The organism is Curtobacterium sp. MCSS17_007, from assembly GCF_003234175.2.
GTDB lineage: Bacteria > Actinomycetota > Actinomycetes > Actinomycetales > Microbacteriaceae > Curtobacterium.
Genome location: NZ_CP126257.1, coordinates 949,418 through 969,318 on the forward strand (window position 1 = coordinate 949,418; position 19,901 = coordinate 969,318).

A 19,901-nucleotide genomic window follows, 5' to 3' on the forward strand; every position below is an offset into this window, starting at 1 on the left:
AACCATGCAGTCCGCAGTACCGTCCACCGCCCCGAAGCGCTCCCTGCGCTGGCGGGTCGTCGACATCGTCGTCGCGAGCGTGCTCGCCGTCGCGATCGGTGTCGTCTTCAAGCTCTGGGAGTTCGGCTACGAGCCGATCAGCACCGTCGCAGGCCTGGTCCTGCCCGGGACGCAGGCGCTCTTCGGCGGGGTCTGGCTGCTCGCCGGCCCGGTCGTCGCGATCGTCGTCCGGAAGCCCGGTGCCGCCCTCTACGCCGAGATGGTCGCCGCCAGCGTCGAGGCGCTGCTCGGTACCCAGTGGGGCTGGCTGACGCTCGAGGCCGGCCTCGTGCAGGGCCTCGGCGCCGAGCTCGTCCTCGCACTGTTCCTGTACCGGGCGTACCGGCTGCCGGTCGTCGTGCTCGCCGGGGCCGCCGCCGGGCTCGCCCTCGGCATCAACGACACCGTGCTCTGGTACCCGGGGCTCGACGCGGCGTTCAAGACCGTCTACGTCGTGTCCGCCGTGGTGTCCGGCGCCGTGATCGCCGGGCTCGGTTCCTGGCTGCTCGTGCGGGCGCTCGCCGCGACCGGTGTGCTGTCCTCGTTCGCCGCGGGGCGTGAGCACGCTCGACGCTCGACGGGGTCCACCGGGCAGGAGTCGACGGCCTCGACCGGCGTGACCGCTCCGGTCGACGGAGCGCAGTCCGGCCCCGCTCCGGCCGAGCGCGGGTCCCGCGCCGCCCGGTGACGTCCGTGTCGTCCTCGGGGGCGGCGCGCATCGCCTTCCGCGACTGGGGCTGGCGGTACGCCGGACGGGACGCCTGGGCGGTCCGCGGCCTCGACCTCGTCGTCGAGCCGGGTGAGCGCGTCGCGGTCGTCGGTCCCTCGGGAGCCGGCAAGTCGACGGTGCTCCGCGCGGTCGCAGCGGTGCTGGCGGACGAGCCGGACCCCGACGACGACACCGCCGCAGCCGTGCAGGGCTCGGTCCTGGTCGACGGCGCCGACCCCCGCGCGGTCCGCGGGCGGGTCGGCCTCGTCATGCAGGACCCCGAGGCCCACACGGTGATGTCACGCATCGGGGACGACGTGGCCTTCGGGTGCGAGAACACCGGGGTGCCGAGGGCCGAGACCTGGGACCGCGTCCGGCACGCGCTCCGCGTCGTCGGACTCGACCTGCCGCTCGACCGGTCCACGAGCCGCCTCTCCGGCGGCCAGCGGCAGCGCCTGGCCCTCGCGGGCGTGCTCGCGATGCGTCCGGGGGTGCTCGTGCTCGACGAACCGTGCGCCAACCTCGACCTCGAGGGCGTCGCACAGGTCCACGACGCCGTGCGGGCGCTGCTCGACACCACCGGTGCGACCATGCTCGTGGTCGAGCACCGGATCGGCACCTGGCTCGACCTGGTCGACCGGCTCGTCCTGCTCGAGCCGGGTGGCGGGGTCGTCGCGGACGGAGCGCCCGCGACGGTGCTCGCCGAGCACGGTGCCGCCCTGACGGCGGCCGGCGTGTGGGTGCCCGGTGCCGAACCGGCCCGGGGCTCGTCGCGAGCGGGCGGAACGGCACCGGGTGCACCGACCGTCGAGCGCACGTCCCGCCCGCTCGACGGGGGAGCGGTGCTGCTCGAGGCGCTGGGGCTCGCGACCGCACGCGGGGGCGTCCTCGGACGTGCCGGTGGGACCCGGGTCGGCAGCGGCATCGACCTCGGGGTCCGGCGCGGCCGGGTCCTCGCCGTCACCGGTCCGAACGGCGTCGGCAAGTCGACGCTCGGCCTCACCCTCGCCGGGCTCCTGCGACCCGCGGGCGGCACGCTCCGGGCGACGCCCGACCTCGCCGACGAGGCGGGCGACGCGCCGGTCCGGTGGACGAGCCGACAGCTCGCCGCCCGCATCGGCACGGTGTTCCAGGACCCCGGGCACCAGTTCGTCGCGCGCAGTGTCCGCGAGGAGCTCGCCGCCGGCCCGCGCGCGCTCGGCTCGACCGACGCGGATGAACGGGTGGAGGAGCTCCTCGACGCGTTCGGGTTGCGGCACCTCGCCGACGCCAACCCCTTCACGCTGTCCGGCGGCGAGCAGCGGCGGCTCGCGATCGGTGCCGTCGTCGCCTCGCGGCCGCCCGTGGTCGTGCTCGACGAACCCACCTCGGGGCAGGACCGTGCGACGTGGCAGGCGGTGGTCGACCTGCTCGGCGCGACGGCGGACGCGGGGACGGCGCTCGTCGTGGTGACCCACGACCGTGACCTGGTGCGTGCGCTCGACGCCGACGAGGTCGTGCTGGCCGCCGACGGCGCGCACCCCGTGCCGCCATCCGGACCCGGCCTGGCCCGACCGACCACGGAGGTGCACCGGTGACCGCCCCGACGACGCGTGCCGACCAGGGCGGGCGAGCCGCGCCTCCCGGCCGGACGCGCCGCGGTGTCGCCGGCGTCCAGCCCGTTGCTGCGATGCTCGGGGTGCTCGCGCTCGGCGTGTGCCTCGTGACGAGTCTCGACGTCGTCTCCGCGGCCGTCGCGCTCGCGCTGGAGCTGCTCCTCCTGCCGGTGCTCCGGATCCCGCCGCGCACCCTGCTGCTGCGGGCGTCGCCGGTGCTCGTCGCCGTGCCGCTGACGGCGCTGAGCATCGCGCTGTACGGGCGGCCCTCCGGGCGGGAGTGGTTCGACCTCGGCTTCGCGCACGTCACCGACGGGTCGCTCACGCTCGCGCTCGCGACCGCGCTGCGGGTGCTCGCGGTCGGGCTGCCGGCCGTCGTGCTCTTCGTCGGGGTCGACCCCACCGACCTGGCCGACGGGCTCGCGCAGCTGCTGCGGCTGCCGGCACGCTTCGTGCTCGGGGCCCTGGCCGCGGTGCGGATGACGACGCTGCTGGGTGAGGACTGGCGCCAGCTCGCGATGGCGCGGCGCGCGCGGGGGCTCGCGGACCACGGACGACTGCGGCGCGGCGCGTCCATGGCGTTCGCCCTGCTCGTGCTCGCGCTCCGTCGGGCGACCACCCTGGCGGTCGCGATGGAGTCGCGCGGCTTCGGCGCTCCCGGTCCGCGGACGTGGGCGCGGCAGGCGCGCTTCGCGGGACCGGAGTGGGCGATGGTCGCCGCGCTCGTGGGGATCGGGGTCGTGTCGGTCGGCGTGGCCGTGGCTGCGGGGACCTGGCGTGCCTGAGGTCGTGCGGCCGGAGGCGACCGCCGGGGGAACGGCGCCGGACCCGTCGCTCGTGGACGGGCTCGCGGCGGCGGCAGCCGGGGTCGCCGCCGCCACCGGTGGCCGACTCGTCGTGCTGGTCGACGGACGGTCGGGGACGGGCAAGACCACCCTCGGCGACGCCCTGGCGGCACGTCTCGGCGCGCAGGTCGTGCACCTCGACGACGTCTACCCGGGCTGGGACGGACTGCGGTCGGCTGCGGGTGCCGTGGTGTCCGACGTGCTCGGGCCGCCGTCGGGGTACCGGCGCTGGGACTGGGACACGTCGGAGCCGGCGGACTGGGTGTCGATCGACCCGCGCACGCCGCTCGTCGTCGAGGGGTGCGGAGCCCTGTCGCGCGCATCGGCGCCCCTGGCCACGCTCCGGGTGTGGCTCGAGGCGGACGACGACGTGCGGTGGGACCGGGCCATCGGACGGGACGGCGAGGTCTTCGCCCGCGAGTGGGAGCGGTGGGCCGCGCAGGAGCGGGCGTTCATCGCCGCCGAGCGGCCGGCGGAGCTCGCGGACGTGTCGCTCAGGACGTAGACCGGGCGGTACCGTCACGGACCGGGTCGACCGCGACGACCGCGGCCACGACCGAGAGCACCGCGTACACCCCGATGTAGGTGCACAGGATCCACGGCGAGCCACCGCCCAGCTCGACGAACACCGCCGCGAGCAACGGCGTCAGCCCCACCGAGAAGATCGACCCGATCTGGTACCCCAGGCTCATCCCCGAGTACCGGCGCCCGGTCGGGAACTGCTCCGCGAACCACGCCGCCTGCGGCCCGTAGATGCTGTCGTGGAACACACTCATGCCGATCAGCGCCACGAGGGGCAGCAGCACGAGCGGCCCGGCGTCGAGGAACGCGAAGAACGGCCAGATCAGCACCCCGATCCCGATCGCCGACCCGATCGCGAGCGGTCGTCGCCCCACCCGGTCGGACAGCCACCCCCAGAACGGTGTCGACACGAGGGACACCGCCGAGATGACGAGCACCGCCTGCAGGCCCGCCGCCGACCCCTCCTCACCGCGCTTCGTCCCGAGGTAGGTCAGCGAGTACGTCGTCAGGATCGAGTACAGCGCCGGCTGCACGAGCCGCAGCCCGGCGGTCACGAGGATCGACCGCGGGTGCCGACGGATCGCCTGCCACACCGGGAAGCGCTCGACACCGCCGGAGGCGCGCAGCTCCTGGAACACCGGGGCGTCCTGCACGCCGAGCCGGATGACGAGCCCGACCGCGACGATCACCGCGGAGAACAGGAACGGCAGGCGCCACCCCCACGCCAGGAACGCCTCGTTGCCGAGCAGGGTCCGCACGAGCGTGAAGACCCCCGTCGCCAGGAGCATCCCGCCCGCCGACCCCATCTGGGTGAAGGCTCCGAACAGCCCCCGGTGCCGTGCCGGCGCGTGCTCGACCGACAGCAGTGCCGAACCGCCCCACTCGGCTCCGGCCGCGACGCCCTGGAGCAGTCGCAGCACGACGAGGGCGACCACGGCGCCGACCCCGATCGTCGCCGCCGAGGGGATCACCCCGATGAGCGTCGACGCGATGCCCATGAGCACGAGCGACGCGACGAGCAGCTTCTTCCGCCCGATCCGGTCGCCGAGGTGCCCGGCCACGATGCCGCCGAGCGGCCGCGCCACGAAGCCGACGCCGTAGGTCGCGAACGACGCGATGACGCCGACCGCGGGGGTGACGGACGGGAAGAACGTCGGTGCGAACACGAGCGCCGAGGCCGTCGCGTACAGGTAGAAGTCGTAGTACTCGACGGTCGTCCCGACGAACGACGCGAGGGCGACACGACGACGGGTCGCGGTGGTCGACGGGGCGGCGGGACGGACGGGAGGCGTGGCTGCGGTCGTCTGGGTCGGCATGCCTCAGGAGCATGGTCGCCCCCACGGCGCGGGGGAACACCGCGCGTAACGCGAGGTCACGTCATGACCGCGCGAGCGCGGTCCCCGGGGAGCATGGACGGCATGAGCGATGCACCGACCCGTCCGCTGCGCTTCGCGGCCTTCGTCATGAACACGACGTCGCACATCCAGCACGGCCTCTGGCGGCACCCGGACGCCCGCCAGGCCGACTTCGACGACGTGACGCTGTGGACCGACCTCGCGAGGACGCTCGAGCGCGGGAAGTTCGACGCGATGTTCTTCGCCGACGTCGTCGGCACGTACGGCCCCGCGCGCGGCGACTACGCGACGAACCTCCGCGAGGGGCTGCAGATCCCCTCGAACGACCCGTCCGTGCTGCTCTCCGCGCTCGCCGTGTCCACCGAGCACCTCGGCCTGGCGTTCACGTCGAGCGTCATCCAGGCGCACCCGTTCGACTTCGCCCGCAAGGTCTCGACGCTCGACCACATCACCCGCGGCCGCATCGGCTGGAACGTCGTCACGAGCGCCCTCGACAGCGCGGCCCGGAACTTCGGCGCCGACCGCCTCGAGGAGCACGACGAGCGCTACGCCTGGGCCGAGGAGTACCTCGAGGTCTGCGCGAAGCTCTGGGAGGGGTCGTGGGAGGACGGCGCCGTGCTGAAGGACCCGGTGCGCGGGTACGCCGACCCGGAGAAGGTGCACCGCATCGACCACCACGGCACGCGCTACGACGTGCAGGGACCACACCTGTCGGCGCCCTCGCCGCAGCGCACGCCGGTGCTGTTCCAGGCCGGGTCCTCGCCCGCCGGTCGGGCCTTCGCCGCGCGGAACGCCGAGGCGCAGTTCATCCTGACCTCGAACCGCGACGCCACCGAGCAGCTCATCCGCGAGACCCGTGACCTCGCTGCCGCCGCCGGCCGCCGCCGTGAGGACATCGCGTTCTTCCTCGGGCTGACCTTCGTCACGGGCTCCACCGAGGCCGAGGCGAAGGCGAAGGAGGCGGAGATCGACGAGTACCTGGCGGCCGACGCCTTCCTCGTGCACTCGAACCTCGGGTTCGACCCGGAGACCGGCGAGCCGCTCGACCCCGCGACGCCGCTGTCCGAGGTCCGGACGCACGCCGGGCAGTCGCACCTGCAGTGGCTCCGTGAAGCTGCCGGCGACCGCGAACCGACCATCGCCGACCTCGCCCGGCTGTCCGCCAAGCTCCGCGCCCGCGTCGTCGGGACGCCCGAGCAGATCGCCGACGAGCTCGCCGAGTGGCAGCGCGTGGGTGTCGACGGCGTGAACGTCATCAACTGGACGCTGCCCGGCTCCTACGAGGAGTTCGTCGACCACATCGCGCCGACCCTGCAGGAGCGTGGGCTCATGCAGTCCGAGTACCGGGAGGGCACCCTGCGCGAGAAGCTCTTCGGCCACCCGCAGCTGCCCGACTCGCACCCCGCCCGGCGGTGGCGCGGGGCGTTCTCCGGAGGCTCCGGGGGCGTGGGCGCGACGGAGGCGGACGGCGCACGCGACGCCGTGGAGGTGACCGCGTGACGGACGCGACGACGACCGACGGGGCCGAGCCGCGCCTCCAGACCGACCGTCTCGCAGCCCTGCGGGCTCGATTCGCGCCGGTCCTCGACCGCATCCGCGAGGGTGCCGTCGCACGCGAGCTGGCGTCCGGGACGCCAGGGGAGCGGGAGCTCCCGCACGCCGAGGTCCGTGCGCTGGCGGAGGCGGGGTTCGGCCGACTCCGCGTGCCCGAGGACCGCGGGGGCTCCGGCGTGACGCTCGTCGAGCTGGCGCATCTGGTGGCGGACCTCGCGGCGGCGGACTCGAACATCGCGCACCTCTGGCGCGGGCACTTCGGGTACACCGAGCTGGTGCTGCTCCGCCCGGATTCGCCCGCTCGTGACGAGTGGCTCCAGCGGATCGTCGACGGAGCGATCGTGGGGAACGCGACCTCGGAGCGGACCGGCACCACGCTCGCTGACATCTCGACGACCGTCGCTCCCGACGACTCCGGCACGTGGCGGCTCGACGGGCGGAAGTTCTACTCGACCGGCACGCTCTACGCCGACTGGATCTACCTGGCGGCCGACCGCGACGGCGAGCGCGTGACGTTCGCGGTGCCCACCGACGCGCCGGGCGTGACCGGGGTCGACGACTGGGACGGGTTCGGGCAGCGGCTCACCGCCTCCGGGACGACCGTGTTCGACGGCGTTCCCGTCGACCCGTCGGTGATCTCGGCCTACCGGGACGCGCCGCTGTCGCACATCCAGGCGTTCTACCAGCTGTACCTGCTGGCGGTCCTCGCCGGGATCGGGCAGGCGGTCGTCGACGACGCTGTGGCGTTCGTCCGGCCGCGGACCCGCACCTACATCCACGCGAACGCGGCGACGCCGGGGGAGGACCCGCAGGTGCTCGCGGTCCTCGGGCGGCTCGCCGCCGGGGCGTTCACCGCGCGGTCGCTCGTCGTCGCCGCGGCGGGACAGCTCGACGCGGTGGTGGCGACGAACGAGCCCGGGGCCGGCGTCGACCACGCGCTGCTCGACGCTGCCGAGAACGCCGTCTACCAGGCGCAGGTCGAGGTCGGTCCGCGGGTGCTGCGTGCGGCCACGGAGTTGTTCGAGGTTGGCGGAGCCTCGGCGGCGGACCGGACCAGGGCGCTCGACCGGCACTGGCGGAACGCGCGGGTCGTCGCGTCGCACAACCCGACGGTGTACAAGGAGCGGCTCGTGGGGGAGTACGTGCTGCACGGGCGAGGACCGGTGGACGCGTGGGAGCGGTACCACGAGGTCGGGCCGACGCGGTTCTGAGCTACGCCCAGCCGAGCTCGTGCAGCCGGGCGTCGTCGATGCCGTAGAAGTGCCCGATCTCGTGCACGAGCGTGGTGTGCACCTCGTCCCGGAGCTCCTCGACGGTGTCGCACTCCTCGAGGTGTTGCTTCCGGAACACCACGATCCGGTCCGGCAGCTCGCCGAACCCGTACTGCCCACGCTCGGTCGCGGCGACCCCCTCGTACACACCGAACAGGTCGGAGCCGTCCTCGGGCTCGTCCTCGACGACGAACACCACGTTGTCGAGCCCGTCGACCATCTCGTCGGGCAGCAGGTCGAGCTCGTCGGTCACGAGCTGCTCGAACTCGTCGGCGGACATCTCCATCACGACGTCGATCGTGGCACACCGCTATCGGAGAACGACGAAGGCCCCGTCCTCTCGGACGGGGCCTTCGTGCACTGGGGTGAGTAACGGGTCTCGAACCCGCGACCTCCTAGACCACAACCAGGCGCTCTACCAACTGAGCTATACCCACCATGCCTGCTCCGGCTGACCGGCGCGACCACTCAATAGTAGTACATGCGGGAGGCGCCGCGGACCACGCGTGTCGCTCCTCCGCGGCTGTGCCTGTCGCTACTCGGCGGCGGGCTGCGCGAGCCGCGGCTCCCACCGCTCGACGACCTCGGCCGCGACGGCGCGGACGTCCTCGGTGGTCGGGCCGGGTTCCGCGACGAAGCCCGCGCGGCGGTAGTACTCGAGCTCGCGGATCGACTCGAGGATGTCCGCGAGGGCACGGTGCCCGCCGTGCTTCTCCGGCGCGTTGAAGTACACGCGCGGGAACCAGCGGCGGCAGAGTTCCTTGATGCTCGACACGTCGACACTGCGGTAGTGCAGGTGCCCGTCGACCCGCGGCATGTACTTCGACAGGAACGCGCGGTCCGTGCCGATCGTGTTGCCGGCCAGCGGCGCGCTGCCCTCGGCCGGGACGTGCTGGAGGATGTACTCGAGCACCTGGTACTCGGCGTCGGCCAGGGAGACGCCGTCCGGGATCTCCTCGAGCAGGCCGGACGTCGTGTGCATGGTGGTCACGAACTCGTTCATGTTGTCGAGCGCCGACTGGTCGGGCTTGATGACGATGTCGAAGCCCGGGTGCACGGGGACGAGGTCGAAGTCCGTGATGACGACGGCCACCTCGACGAGCTCGTCGACCGCGAGGTCGAGGCCCGTCATCTCGCAGTCGATCCAGACGAGGCGATCGTTCGCAGTTGCCATGTCCCGATCCTATTCCGCGCGTGTGACGCTCCCGCTCGCGGGGGCGGTGGTGTGGACCGCGTGCCGCGAGCGGGCGCATCCTGCGCGCCGGGGCGCGTGCGAGCGCACGATCCGCCCGCTCGTCGCGAGGTGGGCTGCCGGGCGCAGCGCGCGCCTCCCGTCCGTGCGTTCGGACGGCGAGCGGGCGGAAGCTGCCGACACCGGGCCGCTCGACGTCCCGTTCCGCCCGCTCGTCGCGAGGTGGGCTGCCGGGCTCAGCGCGCGCCTCCCGTCCGGCACGCCGTGCCGCGAGCGGGTGGGAGCTGCTTCCGGCCGCTGCAACACCGGGTTCCGCCCGCTCGTGGGGCCGGTGCGCGTCCGGGAGGCGCGCCACCCTCCGGCGCGACGGCTCGCGCGGGCGGGCGGTCCCCGCTCCACGCCGAACGGGCGCGAACAGCAACCGGCGTCGCTCCTCCAGGTCCGGATCCGCCCGCTCGCGCTCCGCCAGGACTGGTTCCGCCCGCTCGCGTTGTGCGAGGACCGGTTCCGCCCGCTCGCGTCCGCGAGTGCAGTACCGACACCGTGGCGGCCGTCGCCGAGCACGCACGACGAACGGGCGGGATCGGCGGCCGAATCCATGGTTCGACGACCGATCCCGCCCGTTCGAGCCTGCAGGACCGCGAGCAGACGCTCGAGCGCCCCGTGCAGACAGACAGCGCGGGACGAGCCCGCCCTCCCGACGCGTCAGACCATCTCGCCCGCCGAGATCGCCTCGGCCTCGACGCGCTCCGACTCCGCCCCGTCGTCGACCCGCCGCAGCACCTTCGTGGTCAGGACCACGACCACGAACGCGACCGCCACCGAGACCGCGGCGAACACGTACGCCGCCGAGGGGGCGAACTCGTCCGCGAGCAGCGTCGCCACGGGCGGGGCGATGGCGCCACCGATGAAGCGCACCGCCGAGTAGGCGCTCGATGCCACCGAACGGGGGAGGTCGGTCGCCTCCATGACGCACTCCGTGAGCACCGTGTTGAGCACACCGAGGACGAGTCCGCCGACGACGACGCAGACGATCAGCCCGACCTGCGACGTCACGACGACGGCGGCGGCGAACAGGTCGAGGGCGAGCAGTGGCAGGGCGATCTTGAGGACGGTCGTCCGGCGCATGCGGGCGGTCAGCATCGGCGCGACCCACACCGAGGTGATCGCCAGCCCGACACCCCAGCCGAAGAACGTGAAGCCGATGCCGAGCGCGCCGAAGCCGAGCGGGAAGGGTGTGTAGGCGAGCAGGACGAAGAAGCCGATGTTGTAGAAGAGCGCCGTGACGGCGAGGGCGGCGAGCGCCGGCTGCCCGAGCGCGCGGAACGGCGCCGAGAGCTTGGTGGGCGTGGGCTTCTCGAGCCCGGAGGACTCGAGCAGCACGACGACGGCGATGAAGGCGATCGCCATGAGCGTGGTGACGCCGAAGAACGGGCCGCGCCAGCTCACCGAGCCGAGCAGTCCGCCGACCAGGGGTCCGACGGCGATGCCGAGGCCGAGCGCTGCCTCGTACAGGATGATCGCCGAAGCGGTCCCGCCCGAAGCGGCCCCGACGATGGTCGCGAGCGCGGTGGAGATGAAGAGTGCGTTGCCGAGGCCCCATCCGGCGCGGAAGCCGATGATGTTCCAGACGCTGCCCGAGGTCGCTGCGAGCACCGAGAACACGACGATGAGCGCGAGCCCGATGAGCAGCGTGTTCTTGGCGCCGATGCGGCTCGACACCCAGCTGGTGAAGAACATCGCGACACCGGTCACGGCGAGGTAGCTCGTGAAGAGCAGCTCGGTCTGCGCGGCGGTGGCGTGCAGCGACGACGCGATCGCGGGGAGGATCGGGTCGACGAGGCCGATGCCCATGAAGGCGACGACGCAGGCGAAGGCGATCGCCCACACCGCGGACGACTGCTTGAGGATGCTGCCGGACGCAGCAGGTGCGTGGGCGTTCACGCGTGGATCTCCGTTCTGGTGGTGGTCGTGGTCGTGGTGCGCGAGGCGATGATCGCGGCCGCGCGGTGCAGGACGTCCCAGTCGTCGTCGCCGAGGTCGGCGAACACCGGCCCGACCGTCTCGGTGATGGTGGCGCGCCAGCTGCGGAGCCGGTCGCGCCCGGCGTCGGTGAGCTCGATGAGCTGCCCGCGGGAGTCGTCGGGGTCGACGCTGCGCGAGACGAGTCCGTCGGCGAGCATGCCGGCGACGAGCTTGGTCATGGTGGGCTGCGCCACGCGTGACGCGGCGGCGAGTTCGCCCAGCCGGAGTGGCTGCTCGGTCTCGAGGATCCCGAGCGTCCGCCACACGGCGGACGACGTCGGGTTCCCGGTGGCCTGCGCTGCGGCGCGGATCAACCGGTTGACCGAGACGAGGAGCGTCTCGACCGTCTGCGCTCGCGTTGATTCCATACCCGAACTATATAGCTGGGCTATGCATCCGTCAACAGGTCGCCCCTGGTACAAGGGACGCATGAGCGACATCACCATCAACGAGGGCGACGAGTACACCGCGATCTTCCACGGCGGTCCCTTCGACGGCACGACCGACAGCCGCACCGCCACGAGCGACGCGGTCGACGACGAGGTCACGGTGTACGCGGACGTCGAGGGCCTGCAGACGGCCTTCACCTACAAGGCCACCAAGACCCGTCAGGTGCTGGACCAGACCTCGGTCGAGTACGAGTACGACGCCGCCGACTCCGACCCGGTCGACGACCTGCAGGAGCGCGGCGACCGCAGCGGCGAGTTCGACCGGGAGTAGATCCCGCACCACTTGCGTTGGCGACGGTCGTGCAGCTCGACCTCTGGACCTCCGCTTTCTGCGCCCCGTGCGCGGCCGCCCGACGTGTGACCGCCGAGGCGGCGGGGCTGGTCCCGGGGCTCCGGGTCACGGAGCGGGACGTCGCAGCGCACCTGGACACCGCGGAGGACCTCGGCATCCGATCGACCCCCACGATCATCGTGCGGCGGGACGACGGGGCCGAGGTCTTCCGTTCTCCCGGTGTCCCCTCGCGGGACCAACTGCTGCTGGCGGTCGCCAAGGCCCTCTGAGGACGCACGGCCGGTTCCGCCCGCCCGGTGTCCGGCCTGGAGGCACGGCGCACCTCCGCCATCGCGGTCACCCCGGCCGCGGTCGGCCCCGACCACCACGGTCGCCTGGGCCGCGGTCGGCCTCCAGCCACCGGGATGGTCGCCCGGGCCGCGGTCGGCCTCCGCCTCCGGGTCAGCCGCCCGGACGCGTCCCGTCCCCGACCGGCACCGGCCGGCGCTGCGACCGCGGAGGGCCGACGAGCTGCGGCGCCGCCGCGACCGGGCGCACGAGTCGCAGCACGCGTCGCACCGCACGCTTCGCCGTCCGCACGGGTGTGCCGACCGCGAGTGCGACCGCGCCGAGCACCGACCGGTCCGCCGCACCGAGCGCGTTCTTCCGCTCCCAGGCCCGCCGGAGCGCGCCGCCCCGGCTCCGGCGCGCGGGCGGACGGTCGACGAGGGCGCCGGCATCGCGGAGCACCATGAGTGCCTCGGCCCGGTCGACCCAGTCGTCGTCCGTCGGCGGGTGGAAGTGGTTGTCGTGCATCCACTCGGACCGGACCCGGCCGAAGCGTCCGTCGACCAGGTCGGTGGCGTCACCCTCGAGCCCGCTGTCCACGAACACCTCGTTGATGAGTGCCCGCGAGACGCCGAAGTCCGTCAGCGTGAGCGCCGGCACCCCCTGTGCCACGGCCTCGAGCACCGCGGTCGAGCTCACCGTCACCAGGGCGACCGCGCGGGCGAGGTGCTGCGCCATCGGACCGCCCTCGACCACGAGGTTCGACGGTGCGTCGGCGGGGAGCAGGTCCGGGTAGGGGAACTGCTCGCGGTGGGTCTGGTGCTCGCCGGCCGTCGCCCGGACCTTCACGACGACGCGCCACTCGGGATGCCGTCGGGCGGTCTCGGCCAACCATCCGACGATCCGCCGTCGGTCCTGCTCGTCCGAGGGGACGCTCGGCTGCGCCGCGAACACGACGGCGTCGCGGACCGTGTCGTCGTCCGCCGCGCCACCCCTCGAGCGGGCGAAGGGGAGCGTCGCGAGTGCGAAGTGGGGTTCCGTTCCGCCCGCTCGTGCGAGGTCGCGGTAGGCGCGGACCTCGCGGTGGCTGTGCAGCACGAACAGGTCGGCCCGAGCACGGAGGAAGACGCCCTTCCACTTCGCCGGGAACGAGATGCCGGGCAACCCGGTCAGCAGCACCGGCCGCCGTGGGACGCGTCGCGCGACCTCATCGATCACGAGTTCCGCCACCGGCCCGATGCACGCCACGAGGACGGCGTCCGGCGGGTCGTCCTGCAGGCCGCGGACGACCAGGTCCACCGCGACCGGCTCCGGCGGCGCATCCGAGAGGTGCGCCAACCGCGCATCGAGCCCGCGGAACGCTGCACGCAGCTGGGAACGGCTGGCCGACCTCGGCGTCGCCACGACGACCAGCTCGAGGCGCCAGTGCGCCGGGGCCGAGGCGAGCAGGTGCGCGCCCCACTTCGCGAACGAGTCCGTGTCGACCAGGCCGACCACGCGACGGACGCGGGGCGGGGTGACGGACGGGAGGCGCGCCTCCCGTCCGTCCGTCGGCTCGCGCCCGCCGTCGCTCACGTCCGCCGCCGGCTCACGCACCCACGCGGCGGAGCTTCGCCATCGGCGCGACCTCGCCCGGGAAGATCCGCTTGACGCCGTCGCCGAGCGCGGTCTCGATGATCCGGACGTCGCGGGCGAGCGTCTGCAGGCCGTGCGGTTCGAGCGAGGCAGCGTGGTCCGAGCCCCACATGGTCCGGTCGAGCGTGATGTGCCGCTCGACCGCCGAGGCGCCGAGTGCGACGGCGGCCAGCGAGATCTGCAGCCCGGGCTCGTGCCCGGAGTACCCAACCGGTACACCCGCGTACCGCAGGGCGAGGGTGTCGATCATGCGGAGGTTCGCCTCCTCGGCGGGGAGCGGGTAGGTCGACGTGGCGTGCATGAGCACGAGGCGGTCGCTCCCCAGCGTCTCGACGGCCCGGTCGATCTGCTCGAGCGTGGACATGCCGGTCGACAGGATCACGGGCTTGCCGGTCGCCGCGACGGCGCTGAGCAGGCCGAGGTCGGTGACCGAGGCCGAGGCGATCTTGTAGGCGACGACGCGGAGGTCCTCGAGGAAGTCGACACTCGGCTCGTCCCACGGCGATGCGAACCAGTCGAGGCCCCGGAGCGTCGCGTGGTCCCCGATCTCGATGTACTGATCACGGTCGAACTCGACGCGGTGGCGGTACTCGAGGTACGTCATGTCGCCCCACGGGGTGCTCCGCGGGGTCGCCTTCATGTGCTCCGGGGTGGAGATCTCCGGCGTGCGCTTCTGGAACTTGACGGCCTGCAGGCCGGCATCGGCCGCGACGTCGACGAGCCGCTTCGCGACGTCCACGTCGCCGTTGTGGTTCAGGCCGATCTCGCCGATCAGGTAGGCGGGGTTGCCGGCGCCGATGGTCGACGTGCCGATGGTGACGGTCATGGTGCTCCGTTCGGTGCGGGGACGGTGGTGGGGGTCTGGCCGGGTGCGCCGCCCCCGTGCGCGGCGCGGTGTCCCGCGTCGTGCCGGGTCGCGAGGGCGTCGGCGTGCTCGAGGTCCGCGAGGTCGTCGACGTCGATCGCCAGGGCGGGATCCACGACGGCGAGCTCGACGCGACCGTGGAAGCGGTGCCGGTGCTCGCGGAAGGCGGCAGCGCGGAAGACGGTGAAGGCCCCGGTCTCACGGAACTCGGGCTCGCGGTCCTGGCGGCGGGGACGGGTCGTCGCGTCGTGGTTGACCGCCTCGGCGCGGCCGTCTGCGGTGGTGCGCCAGAGGAAGGCGTGCGACGGGGCGGCGGCGAGGACGACGTCCGCGGCACCGTCCCGTACTCGGCGGACGGCGCGGTCGAGGTCCGCGGGGTCGACGAAGGGCGAGGTCGCCTGCAGGAAGACGACGATCTCGGGGCCTGGCGCCCCGTGCGCCGTGCCGTCTCGTGCGGAGTCGTCGTGGGCAGGGGCGTCTGGCCCGGTTCCGTCTCGCGCGGCATCGAGGACGTCGAGGGCGTGGAGCAGGGCGGACTCCGACGACGCCTCGTCGCCGGCGAGCTCTGCCGGCCGCCGGACGACGGTCGCGCCGGCCGCCTCGGCCTCGGCGGCGATGGCGTCACCGTCGGTCGAGACGACCACGGTGTCGATCGTCTCGGCCGCCCGCGCTGCCTCGACCGCTCGGCGCACGAGGGAGCGGCCGCCCACGGTGCGGAGGTTCTTGCCGGGGATGCCCTTCGAACCCGCTCGGGCCGGGACGATCGCCACGACGGTTCCGGGGGAGTGCATGTTGGGGACCGTACGGAGGGGTGGTGACCCCGGGACGAACTGCAGGCAGACGCGGGCCGAACCTTGCGGAACGCGCGGCGGCCCCCGCTGCAGGTTCCGTGCGGCCCCGCCGCTGGTCGGTCCCGTCGGCGAGCGGGCGGTTCCTGTCGCGCCCCACGCGCCTCCGTGCCGGTTCCGCCCGTTCGCCAGTGGGTGGGTTCCGGGAGGCTCCGCCGCTGGTCGACCGCGGGGGCGAGCGGGCGTTCCTGGTCGCTCGCCGATCGTCTCCGTGCCGCTTCCGCCCGTTGGGTGCCGGTGGGACCGCCCGGGACGCCCTCGGCCTCGCCCTCCCGCTGCGCGGACAGCCGCCACCCCGGCTCGGGTCGGACGGTGCTCGGAGCCGACGACGTCCTCGACCCCCGACCCCGTCGTGTGCTCGTCGCCGGGACCGCCGGCGTCGGCAAGACCACCACGGCCAGGCGCATCGGCCGGACGCTCGGCATCCCGCACACCGAGATCGACTCCATCCACCACGGCCCCGACTGGACCCCGCGGGCGACGTTCGTCCCCGAGGTCGAGGCCTTCACGGGGCAGCCGACCTGGGTCACCGAGTGGCAGTACACCGCGACACGTCCGATGCTCGCGCACCGAGCCGACACCCTCGTCTGGATCGACCTGCCGGTGCACGTGGCGATCTCACGACTCGTCCGCCGCACCCTGCGCCGACGGATCCACCGGACCGAGCTCTGGAACGGCAACGTCGAGCCACCGCTCCGCACCTTCTTCACCGACCGCGGCCACATCGTCCGCTGGGGGCTCCGGACCCAGCACGAGACGCGGCGTCGGGTCGCGATCGTCGAGCGCAGCGTGCCGCACCTCCGCATCGTCCACCTCCGCAGCCAGGCCGAGGTCGATCGCTTCGTGCAGCACCTCGGTGACCGTCGGCGGTAGAATCGTCGCCGCCCGCCTCCGTAGCTCAGTGGATAGAGCAGGTGGTTTCTACCCTCCGTGTCGCGGGTTCGATTCCTGCCGGGGGCACGTACGACGAGAGGCCGCCATCCCATCAGATGGCGGCCTCTCGTCATCACGGCGGCTGCTGGTCAGCCGCCGTGCGCTGAGCTCACTCGTCGTCGGCAGCCCGGCGTCGGAGCTCGCTCGCGCTGATCGGCTGCGTGTACGGGGAGGTGTCCCCGCCGTCCGCATCGTCCTCGTCGCTCGCAGGCGCTGCCGATCGCTCGAGCCCGGAAGCAGACGCCGACGCTCGGTTCACGTGCGCGTCGGCCGAAGTCGGGCTCGCGATCCGCGGAGCCGACACCGGCTTGCGTTCGGAGGAGCCGTCGCTCCGGTCGGTCGCGTCGACGGCGCGGACGTCCTCCGCGTCGGGGCCGCCCAGGTCGTTGCGGGAGCTGGTCGCCGTGGCGGTGCCCTGCCGGGTCGACGCGAGCGGCGACCCGAGCTGCGGGCGGACCGGGGTGCCGTCGAGCTGCACCGTCTCGCCGTCACCGTAGGGGCGGGTGCGGGTGTCGGCGACCGGCCGGACGTCGTCGATCGGCGTCGTGGCAGCACGGTCGTCGTCCGGAGTCGTCGGGTTCGCCTGCTGCGTGCCCGGGCGTGCAGCCTTGCTCCGCTCGGGATTGCTCTGCACGGGGGTGCCCTGCGCGGGGTTGCCGTGCTGGGCACCGCTCTGCGGGGCCGGCCGCAGCGACGTCGTCGTGGGCGTCGTCTGCGACGAGTCCGCATCGGCGCTACCGTCGGCCTTCCGCTGCTCCTGCTGACCGGCGTTCCAGTCCTGCTGGCGCGCGATCAGCTCAGCGTCGGGGTCCGGCGAGTCGAACTTCCAGCGCTCGAGGTCGGACTTGAACAGCTTGCGGGCTCGGTTCGGCCGGGCCTGCCACTCGAGCAGGCGGTCGCGGAACTCACCGAGGGACTGGTCTGCCTGCGAGGTGAACGTGGACGAGTTCCGCTTGATGTCCGCGATTTCGTGCTGCGCCCAGTCCGCTGCGAGGGTCGCGCCGCTCACCGGGAGCATGCGGAGACGGAGATCGGCGTCCTCGGCGAGGTGATCGGTGTAGGCCCGCTCCTCGTGCCCGAGCGCGCCCCACCGCGCCGCCTTGCGTGCCGCCGAGACGACGCCCGCGACGGCGGCGTTCCGGCTCTCGCGGTCGTGCAACGCCACGACGCGCTTCGCCGCGGATCTGCCGATCAGTGCGGCGATCACGCCGGCGACGACGATCGCGACGAAGGGGATGATCGCGCCGGACAGCACCCGCCAGCCCTCGTCGGACGCGGTCCAGTCGGTCAGGTCGTTCCACCAGTCCATGGGCGAACCCTATGCAGCGTGGTGCGCGGATCGGCGGAGGCGGCACGGCGTTCCGTCGACACGGAGCACGGGCTGCTCACCCCCAGCGGAGGCAGTCCACCGCATCGTCCGCCGACCAGACGTTCGGCAGCTCGACGAAGCGTCGTTCGGTCGCCACGTAGCGGCGAGCTCGGTAGGCCGTGCCGCCGGCGAGGTCCACCCGGTCGACGTAGCCGACGATCTCGCCGTTCGCCCGGGTGACCCGACTGAGGTCGTCGCGCACGTCGAGGACACGGAGGTCACCACGGCTCCGCGCGACCGGCGAGGAGCGGATGCGGAACGCGGGTTCGGTGCTCGTCTGCACGGGTGCCTCCTGGTGGTCGGTCGTCGATGTGGTGCGGCTGACGCTACGGCGGACCACCGACAGCGCCGGAGCCGTCGTTCCGCCGTGGGGAACAGCGTCGACACCGCCGGTGTTGTGCAGGAGACGCACCCGGTACGCGGCTCCGAAGGAGCCCAGGAAGGTAGGTTGACCCCATGACGACGTTCGTGCTCGCAGGTGGCTGCTTCTGGTGTCTCGACGCGGTCTACCGCACGCTCCAGGGTGTGCAGGACGTGGTGTCCGGCTACGTCGGCGGTTCCACCGACGACCCCACGTACGAGGCGGTCTGCACCGGGACGACCGGCCACGCGGAGGCCGTTGCGGTGACCTTCGACGAGTCCGTCATCCCCGCGGACGTGGTCCTCGACGTGTTCTTCACGCTGCACGACCCGCGACAGCTGAACCGCCAGGGCGCCGACGTCGGCACCCAGTACCGCTCGGCGATGTTCCCGGCGGACGACGAGCAGCGAGCCCTGTTCGAGCGGGCGATCGAGCGCGCGTCGGAGATCTGGGACGGCGGCATCGTGACGACGCTCGAGCCGCTCGGTACCTTCCACCGGGCGGAGGAGTACCACCAGGACTTCTTCGCGAAGAACCCCGGGCAGGGGTACTGCATGGCGGTGGCACTGCCCAAGGTCAACAAGGTCCGCAAGGCGTACGGTCAGTACATCCTGGCGTCCTGAGACGCGGGCGTCGGGACCACGAGGAGGTGGTCGAACGATGATGGGCAACACCGGGACCTGGGTGGCCGTCGGTCCGGCTGGCGCGGTCGGGAGCATCCGCCGCGCACCGGACGGGTTCCACGTCGAGCTCTACGGACGGGACGGCGGCGGCGGGACGTACCCGTCGTTGCAGTCGGCCAAGGGTGCCGTCCACGCGGCGCTCGGGCCGCTCGCGGACCGTCCCGAGTTCCGCTCCCACTGACGGGCACCGGCCGGGAGGCGCGGGGGACTCCTCCTGCACAACCTGCTTGGTCGGGTCCCTCCGTCACAGATCGAGCCCCGAGCCGCTCCTGCGGCTCGGGGCTCGATGACGATCGACCCATGAACGACACGATCACCGTCTGCGGCATCGTCGCGACCGAGCCCCGGTACCTCGTCACCGACACCGGCATCGCCATCTCGAGCATGCGCCTGGCGTCCCCGTCCCGTCGCTGGGACCGTGCCAGTTCGTCCTGGACCAACGGGACGACGAACTGGTTCACCGTCACGGCGTTCCGTTCCCTCGCCGCGAACGTGCACAAGTCGCTGAAGAAGGGCGACCGCATCGTCGTGACCGGCAGGGTGCGCATCCGCACGTGGGAACGCGACGGCCGCGGGGGGACCTCGGTCGAGATCGACGCCGAGGGCATCGGCCACGACCTGGCGTGGGGCATCAGCAACTGGATCCGGGTGCCCCGGCACAGCAGCGAGTCCTCCGCCGTACCGGGCGACTCCCAGACGGTCGACCCGCGCACCGGCGAGGTCCGCGGCTCCACGGGTGCCGAGCACCGGACCACCCACCCTCGGGAGGACGGCTCGGCGTACGGCCTCGCGGCGGAGCCGACGGTCGGGGACGGGGGCGACGGGGTCGACGCCGTCGGAGGAACGGGCGAGGAACTCCCGGACCCCGCCGAGGCCGCGCGCCACACCGCCGCGCTCCTCGGGGGAGACTTCACGCCGCCGGCGTCACCGCCCGCCGAGGACGGCGAACCGACCACGGCGTCCGGGCGCGAGGCAGCATGATCCGGGCGTCGGCCGACCTGGGTCGTGTCCGCTGCCGCGGGTTCGTGCGACGGTCTCCCGCCGCCCGGACGGGTCCCGGCGTTCGTGTCACCTCCACCGCCCCGAGCGGGG

22 protein-coding genes and 2 tRNA genes are annotated in these 19,901 nt (G+C 73.2%); 13 read left to right on the plus strand and 11 right to left on the minus strand.

Annotated features, from left to right (window positions below):
* Positions 1-4: 4 nt before the first annotated feature.
* From DEJ22_RS04445 to DEJ22_RS04460, 4 genes are read left to right on the plus strand one after another with little or no spacing between them, the layout of a single operon-like run.
* Positions 5-727, plus strand: a complete 723-nt coding sequence (locus DEJ22_RS04445; protein WP_349775156.1) for an ECF transporter S component — start codon at positions 5-7, stop codon at positions 725-727.
* On the plus strand, positions 724-2,325 hold the full coding sequence (locus tag DEJ22_RS04450) for an ABC transporter ATP-binding protein (RefSeq protein ID WP_502862322.1): 1,602 nt from the start codon (positions 724-726) through the stop codon (positions 2,323-2,325). Before DEJ22_RS04445 ends, DEJ22_RS04450 begins: the two co-directional genes overlap by 4 nt.
* Positions 2,322-3,128, plus strand: coding sequence for an energy-coupling factor transporter transmembrane component T family protein (locus tag DEJ22_RS04455; protein WP_258379657.1), 807 nt, complete (start codon positions 2,322-2,324; stop codon positions 3,126-3,128). The genes DEJ22_RS04450 and DEJ22_RS04455 overlap by 4 nt, the downstream gene beginning before the upstream one ends.
* Entirely contained in the window at positions 3,121-3,693 is a 573-nt protein-coding gene (locus DEJ22_RS04460) for a nucleoside/nucleotide kinase family protein (protein ID WP_258379656.1), read from the plus strand. The genes DEJ22_RS04455 and DEJ22_RS04460 overlap by 8 nt, the downstream gene beginning before the upstream one ends.
* Here the strand turns inward: DEJ22_RS04460 and DEJ22_RS04465 are convergent.
* Complete coding sequence (locus DEJ22_RS04465) at positions 3,683-5,026, minus strand: MFS transporter (protein ID WP_111227608.1); 1,344 nt, start codon at positions 5,024-5,026, stop codon at positions 3,683-3,685. The two genes, DEJ22_RS04460 and DEJ22_RS04465, sit on opposite strands and share 11 nt — an antisense overlap.
* Before the next feature lie 102 nt (positions 5,027-5,128).
* On the opposite strand from DEJ22_RS04465, the gene DEJ22_RS04470 reads away from it, so the two are divergent.
* Complete coding sequence (locus tag DEJ22_RS04470) at positions 5,129-6,565, plus strand: LLM class flavin-dependent oxidoreductase (RefSeq protein WP_111227643.1); 1,437 nt, start codon at positions 5,129-5,131, stop codon at positions 6,563-6,565.
* Positions 6,562-7,830, plus strand: coding sequence for an acyl-CoA dehydrogenase family protein (locus DEJ22_RS04475; RefSeq protein WP_111227607.1), 1,269 nt, complete (start codon positions 6,562-6,564; stop codon positions 7,828-7,830). Before DEJ22_RS04470 ends, DEJ22_RS04475 begins: the two co-directional genes overlap by 4 nt.
* A 1-nt stretch (position 7,831) precedes the next feature.
* Here DEJ22_RS04475 and DEJ22_RS04480 read toward each other — a convergent pair whose 3' ends face one another.
* From DEJ22_RS04480 to DEJ22_RS04500, 5 genes are all read right to left on the minus strand, one after another.
* Complete coding sequence (locus DEJ22_RS04480) at positions 7,832-8,176, minus strand: metallopeptidase family protein (RefSeq protein ID WP_111227606.1); 345 nt, start codon at positions 8,174-8,176, stop codon at positions 7,832-7,834.
* A 75-nt stretch (positions 8,177-8,251) separates the two neighbouring features.
* Positions 8,252-8,327 (minus strand) — tRNA-His (locus DEJ22_RS04485).
* A 98-nt stretch (positions 8,328-8,425) separates the two neighbouring features.
* A complete protein-coding gene (orn, locus tag DEJ22_RS04490) occupies positions 8,426-9,064 on the minus strand; it encodes an oligoribonuclease (RefSeq protein WP_111227605.1) in 639 nt (212 codons plus the stop codon).
* 723 nt (positions 9,065-9,787) lie between these two features.
* Positions 9,788-11,026, minus strand: a complete 1,239-nt coding sequence (locus tag DEJ22_RS04495) for an MFS transporter (RefSeq protein WP_111227604.1) — start codon at positions 11,024-11,026, stop codon at positions 9,788-9,790.
* On the minus strand, positions 11,023-11,475 hold the full coding sequence (locus DEJ22_RS04500) for a MarR family winged helix-turn-helix transcriptional regulator (protein WP_181430880.1): 453 nt from the start codon (positions 11,473-11,475) through the stop codon (positions 11,023-11,025). The genes DEJ22_RS04495 and DEJ22_RS04500 overlap by 4 nt, the downstream gene beginning before the upstream one ends.
* Before the next feature lie 61 nt (positions 11,476-11,536).
* On the opposite strand from DEJ22_RS04500, the gene DEJ22_RS04505 reads away from it, so the two are divergent.
* Complete coding sequence (locus DEJ22_RS04505; RefSeq protein WP_111227602.1) at positions 11,537-11,827, plus strand: oligoribonuclease; 291 nt, start codon at positions 11,537-11,539, stop codon at positions 11,825-11,827.
* 29 nt (positions 11,828-11,856) lie between these two features.
* Positions 11,857-12,117, plus strand: a complete 261-nt coding sequence (locus DEJ22_RS04510) for a thioredoxin family protein (RefSeq protein WP_111227642.1) — start codon at positions 11,857-11,859, stop codon at positions 12,115-12,117.
* Between the two features lie 172 nt (positions 12,118-12,289).
* Here the strand turns inward: DEJ22_RS04510 and DEJ22_RS04515 are convergent, their stop codons facing one another.
* From DEJ22_RS04515 to DEJ22_RS04525, 3 genes are read right to left on the minus strand one after another with little or no spacing between them, the layout of a single operon-like run.
* Complete coding sequence (locus DEJ22_RS04515; protein WP_146241776.1) at positions 12,290-13,690, minus strand: DUF6716 putative glycosyltransferase; 1,401 nt, start codon at positions 13,688-13,690, stop codon at positions 12,290-12,292.
* A gap of 13 nt (positions 13,691-13,703) precedes the next feature.
* Positions 13,704-14,576 carry an N-acetylneuraminate synthase family protein gene (locus tag DEJ22_RS04520; RefSeq protein WP_111227600.1) on the minus strand — a complete coding sequence of 291 codons (873 nt, stop codon included), beginning with the start codon at positions 14,574-14,576 and terminating at the stop codon, positions 13,704-13,706.
* Complete coding sequence (locus DEJ22_RS04525; RefSeq protein ID WP_111227599.1) at positions 14,573-15,406, minus strand: acylneuraminate cytidylyltransferase family protein; 834 nt, start codon at positions 15,404-15,406, stop codon at positions 14,573-14,575. Before DEJ22_RS04525 ends, DEJ22_RS04520 begins: the two co-directional genes overlap by 4 nt.
* 369 nt (positions 15,407-15,775) lie before the next feature.
* Between DEJ22_RS04525 and DEJ22_RS04530 the strand changes: the two genes are divergently transcribed.
* Positions 15,776-16,336, plus strand: a complete 561-nt coding sequence (locus DEJ22_RS04530) for a P-loop NTPase family protein (RefSeq protein ID WP_111227598.1) — start codon at positions 15,776-15,778, stop codon at positions 16,334-16,336.
* 14 nt (positions 16,337-16,350) lie between these two features.
* Positions 16,351-16,423, plus strand: a tRNA-Arg gene (locus DEJ22_RS04535).
* Positions 16,424-16,505: 82 nt separating this feature from the next.
* Here DEJ22_RS04535 and DEJ22_RS04540 read toward each other — a convergent pair.
* On the minus strand, positions 16,506-17,705 hold the full coding sequence (locus DEJ22_RS04540; protein ID WP_111227597.1) for a hypothetical protein: 1,200 nt from the start codon (positions 17,703-17,705) through the stop codon (positions 16,506-16,508).
* Between the two features lie 76 nt (positions 17,706-17,781).
* Positions 17,782-18,048: a hypothetical protein gene (locus DEJ22_RS04545; RefSeq protein ID WP_258379655.1), complete on the minus strand. Its 267-nt coding sequence runs from the start codon at positions 18,046-18,048 to the stop codon at positions 17,782-17,784.
* 173 nt (positions 18,049-18,221) lie between these two features.
* Here DEJ22_RS04545 and msrA point away from each other — a divergent pair, with 173 nt between their 5' ends.
* The 3 genes from msrA to DEJ22_RS04560 all read left to right on the plus strand — a co-directional run bounded on the left by msrA (position 18,222) and on the right by DEJ22_RS04560 (position 19,790).
* The gene (gene msrA / locus DEJ22_RS04550) at positions 18,222-18,749 is read left to right on the plus strand and encodes a peptide-methionine (S)-S-oxide reductase MsrA (RefSeq protein ID WP_111227596.1); all 528 of its coding nucleotides are present in this window, start codon (positions 18,222-18,224) and stop codon (positions 18,747-18,749) included.
* A gap of 37 nt (positions 18,750-18,786) precedes the next feature.
* Positions 18,787-18,990, plus strand: coding sequence for a methyltransferase (locus tag DEJ22_RS04555; protein ID WP_111227595.1), 204 nt, complete (start codon positions 18,787-18,789; stop codon positions 18,988-18,990).
* A 119-nt stretch (positions 18,991-19,109) separates the two neighbouring features.
* Entirely contained in the window at positions 19,110-19,790 is a 681-nt protein-coding gene (locus tag DEJ22_RS04560) for a single-stranded DNA-binding protein (protein WP_111227594.1), read from the plus strand.
* Positions 19,791-19,901: the final 111 nt, after the last annotated feature.

What these genes read in the sequence shown, in the direction of transcription:
- DEJ22_RS04445 (WP_349775156.1), top strand. Translation starts at nt 5, where the DNA reads ATGCAGTCCGCAGTACCGTCCACCGCCCCGAAGCGCTCCCTGCGCTGG.
- DEJ22_RS04465 (WP_111227608.1), bottom strand. Translation starts at nt 5,026, where the DNA reads ATGCCGACCCAGACGACCGCAGCCACGCCTCCCGTCCGTCCCGCCGCC.
- DEJ22_RS04470 (WP_111227643.1), top strand. Translation starts at nt 5,129, where the DNA reads ATGAGCGATGCACCGACCCGTCCGCTGCGCTTCGCGGCCTTCGTCATG.
- DEJ22_RS04480 (WP_111227606.1), bottom strand. Translation starts at nt 8,176, where the DNA reads ATGGAGATGTCCGCCGACGAGTTCGAGCAGCTCGTGACCGACGAGCTC.
- orn (WP_111227605.1), bottom strand. Translation starts at nt 9,064, where the DNA reads ATGGCAACTGCGAACGATCGCCTCGTCTGGATCGACTGCGAGATGACG.
- DEJ22_RS04500 (WP_181430880.1), bottom strand. Translation starts at nt 11,475, where the DNA reads ATGGAATCAACGCGAGCGCAGACGGTCGAGACGCTCCTCGTCTCGGTC.
- DEJ22_RS04505 (WP_111227602.1), top strand. Translation starts at nt 11,537, where the DNA reads ATGAGCGACATCACCATCAACGAGGGCGACGAGTACACCGCGATCTTC.
- DEJ22_RS04520 (WP_111227600.1), bottom strand. Translation starts at nt 14,576, where the DNA reads ATGACCGTCACCATCGGCACGTCGACCATCGGCGCCGGCAACCCCGCC.
- DEJ22_RS04525 (WP_111227599.1), bottom strand. Translation starts at nt 15,406, where the DNA reads ATGCACTCCCCCGGAACCGTCGTGGCGATCGTCCCGGCCCGAGCGGGT.
- DEJ22_RS04540 (WP_111227597.1), bottom strand. Translation starts at nt 17,705, where the DNA reads ATGGACTGGTGGAACGACCTGACCGACTGGACCGCGTCCGACGAGGGC.
- msrA (WP_111227596.1), top strand. Translation starts at nt 18,222, where the DNA reads ATGACGACGTTCGTGCTCGCAGGTGGCTGCTTCTGGTGTCTCGACGCG.
- DEJ22_RS04555 (WP_111227595.1), top strand. Translation starts at nt 18,787, where the DNA reads ATGATGGGCAACACCGGGACCTGGGTGGCCGTCGGTCCGGCTGGCGCG.
- DEJ22_RS04560 (WP_111227594.1), top strand. Translation starts at nt 19,110, where the DNA reads ATGAACGACACGATCACCGTCTGCGGCATCGTCGCGACCGAGCCCCGG.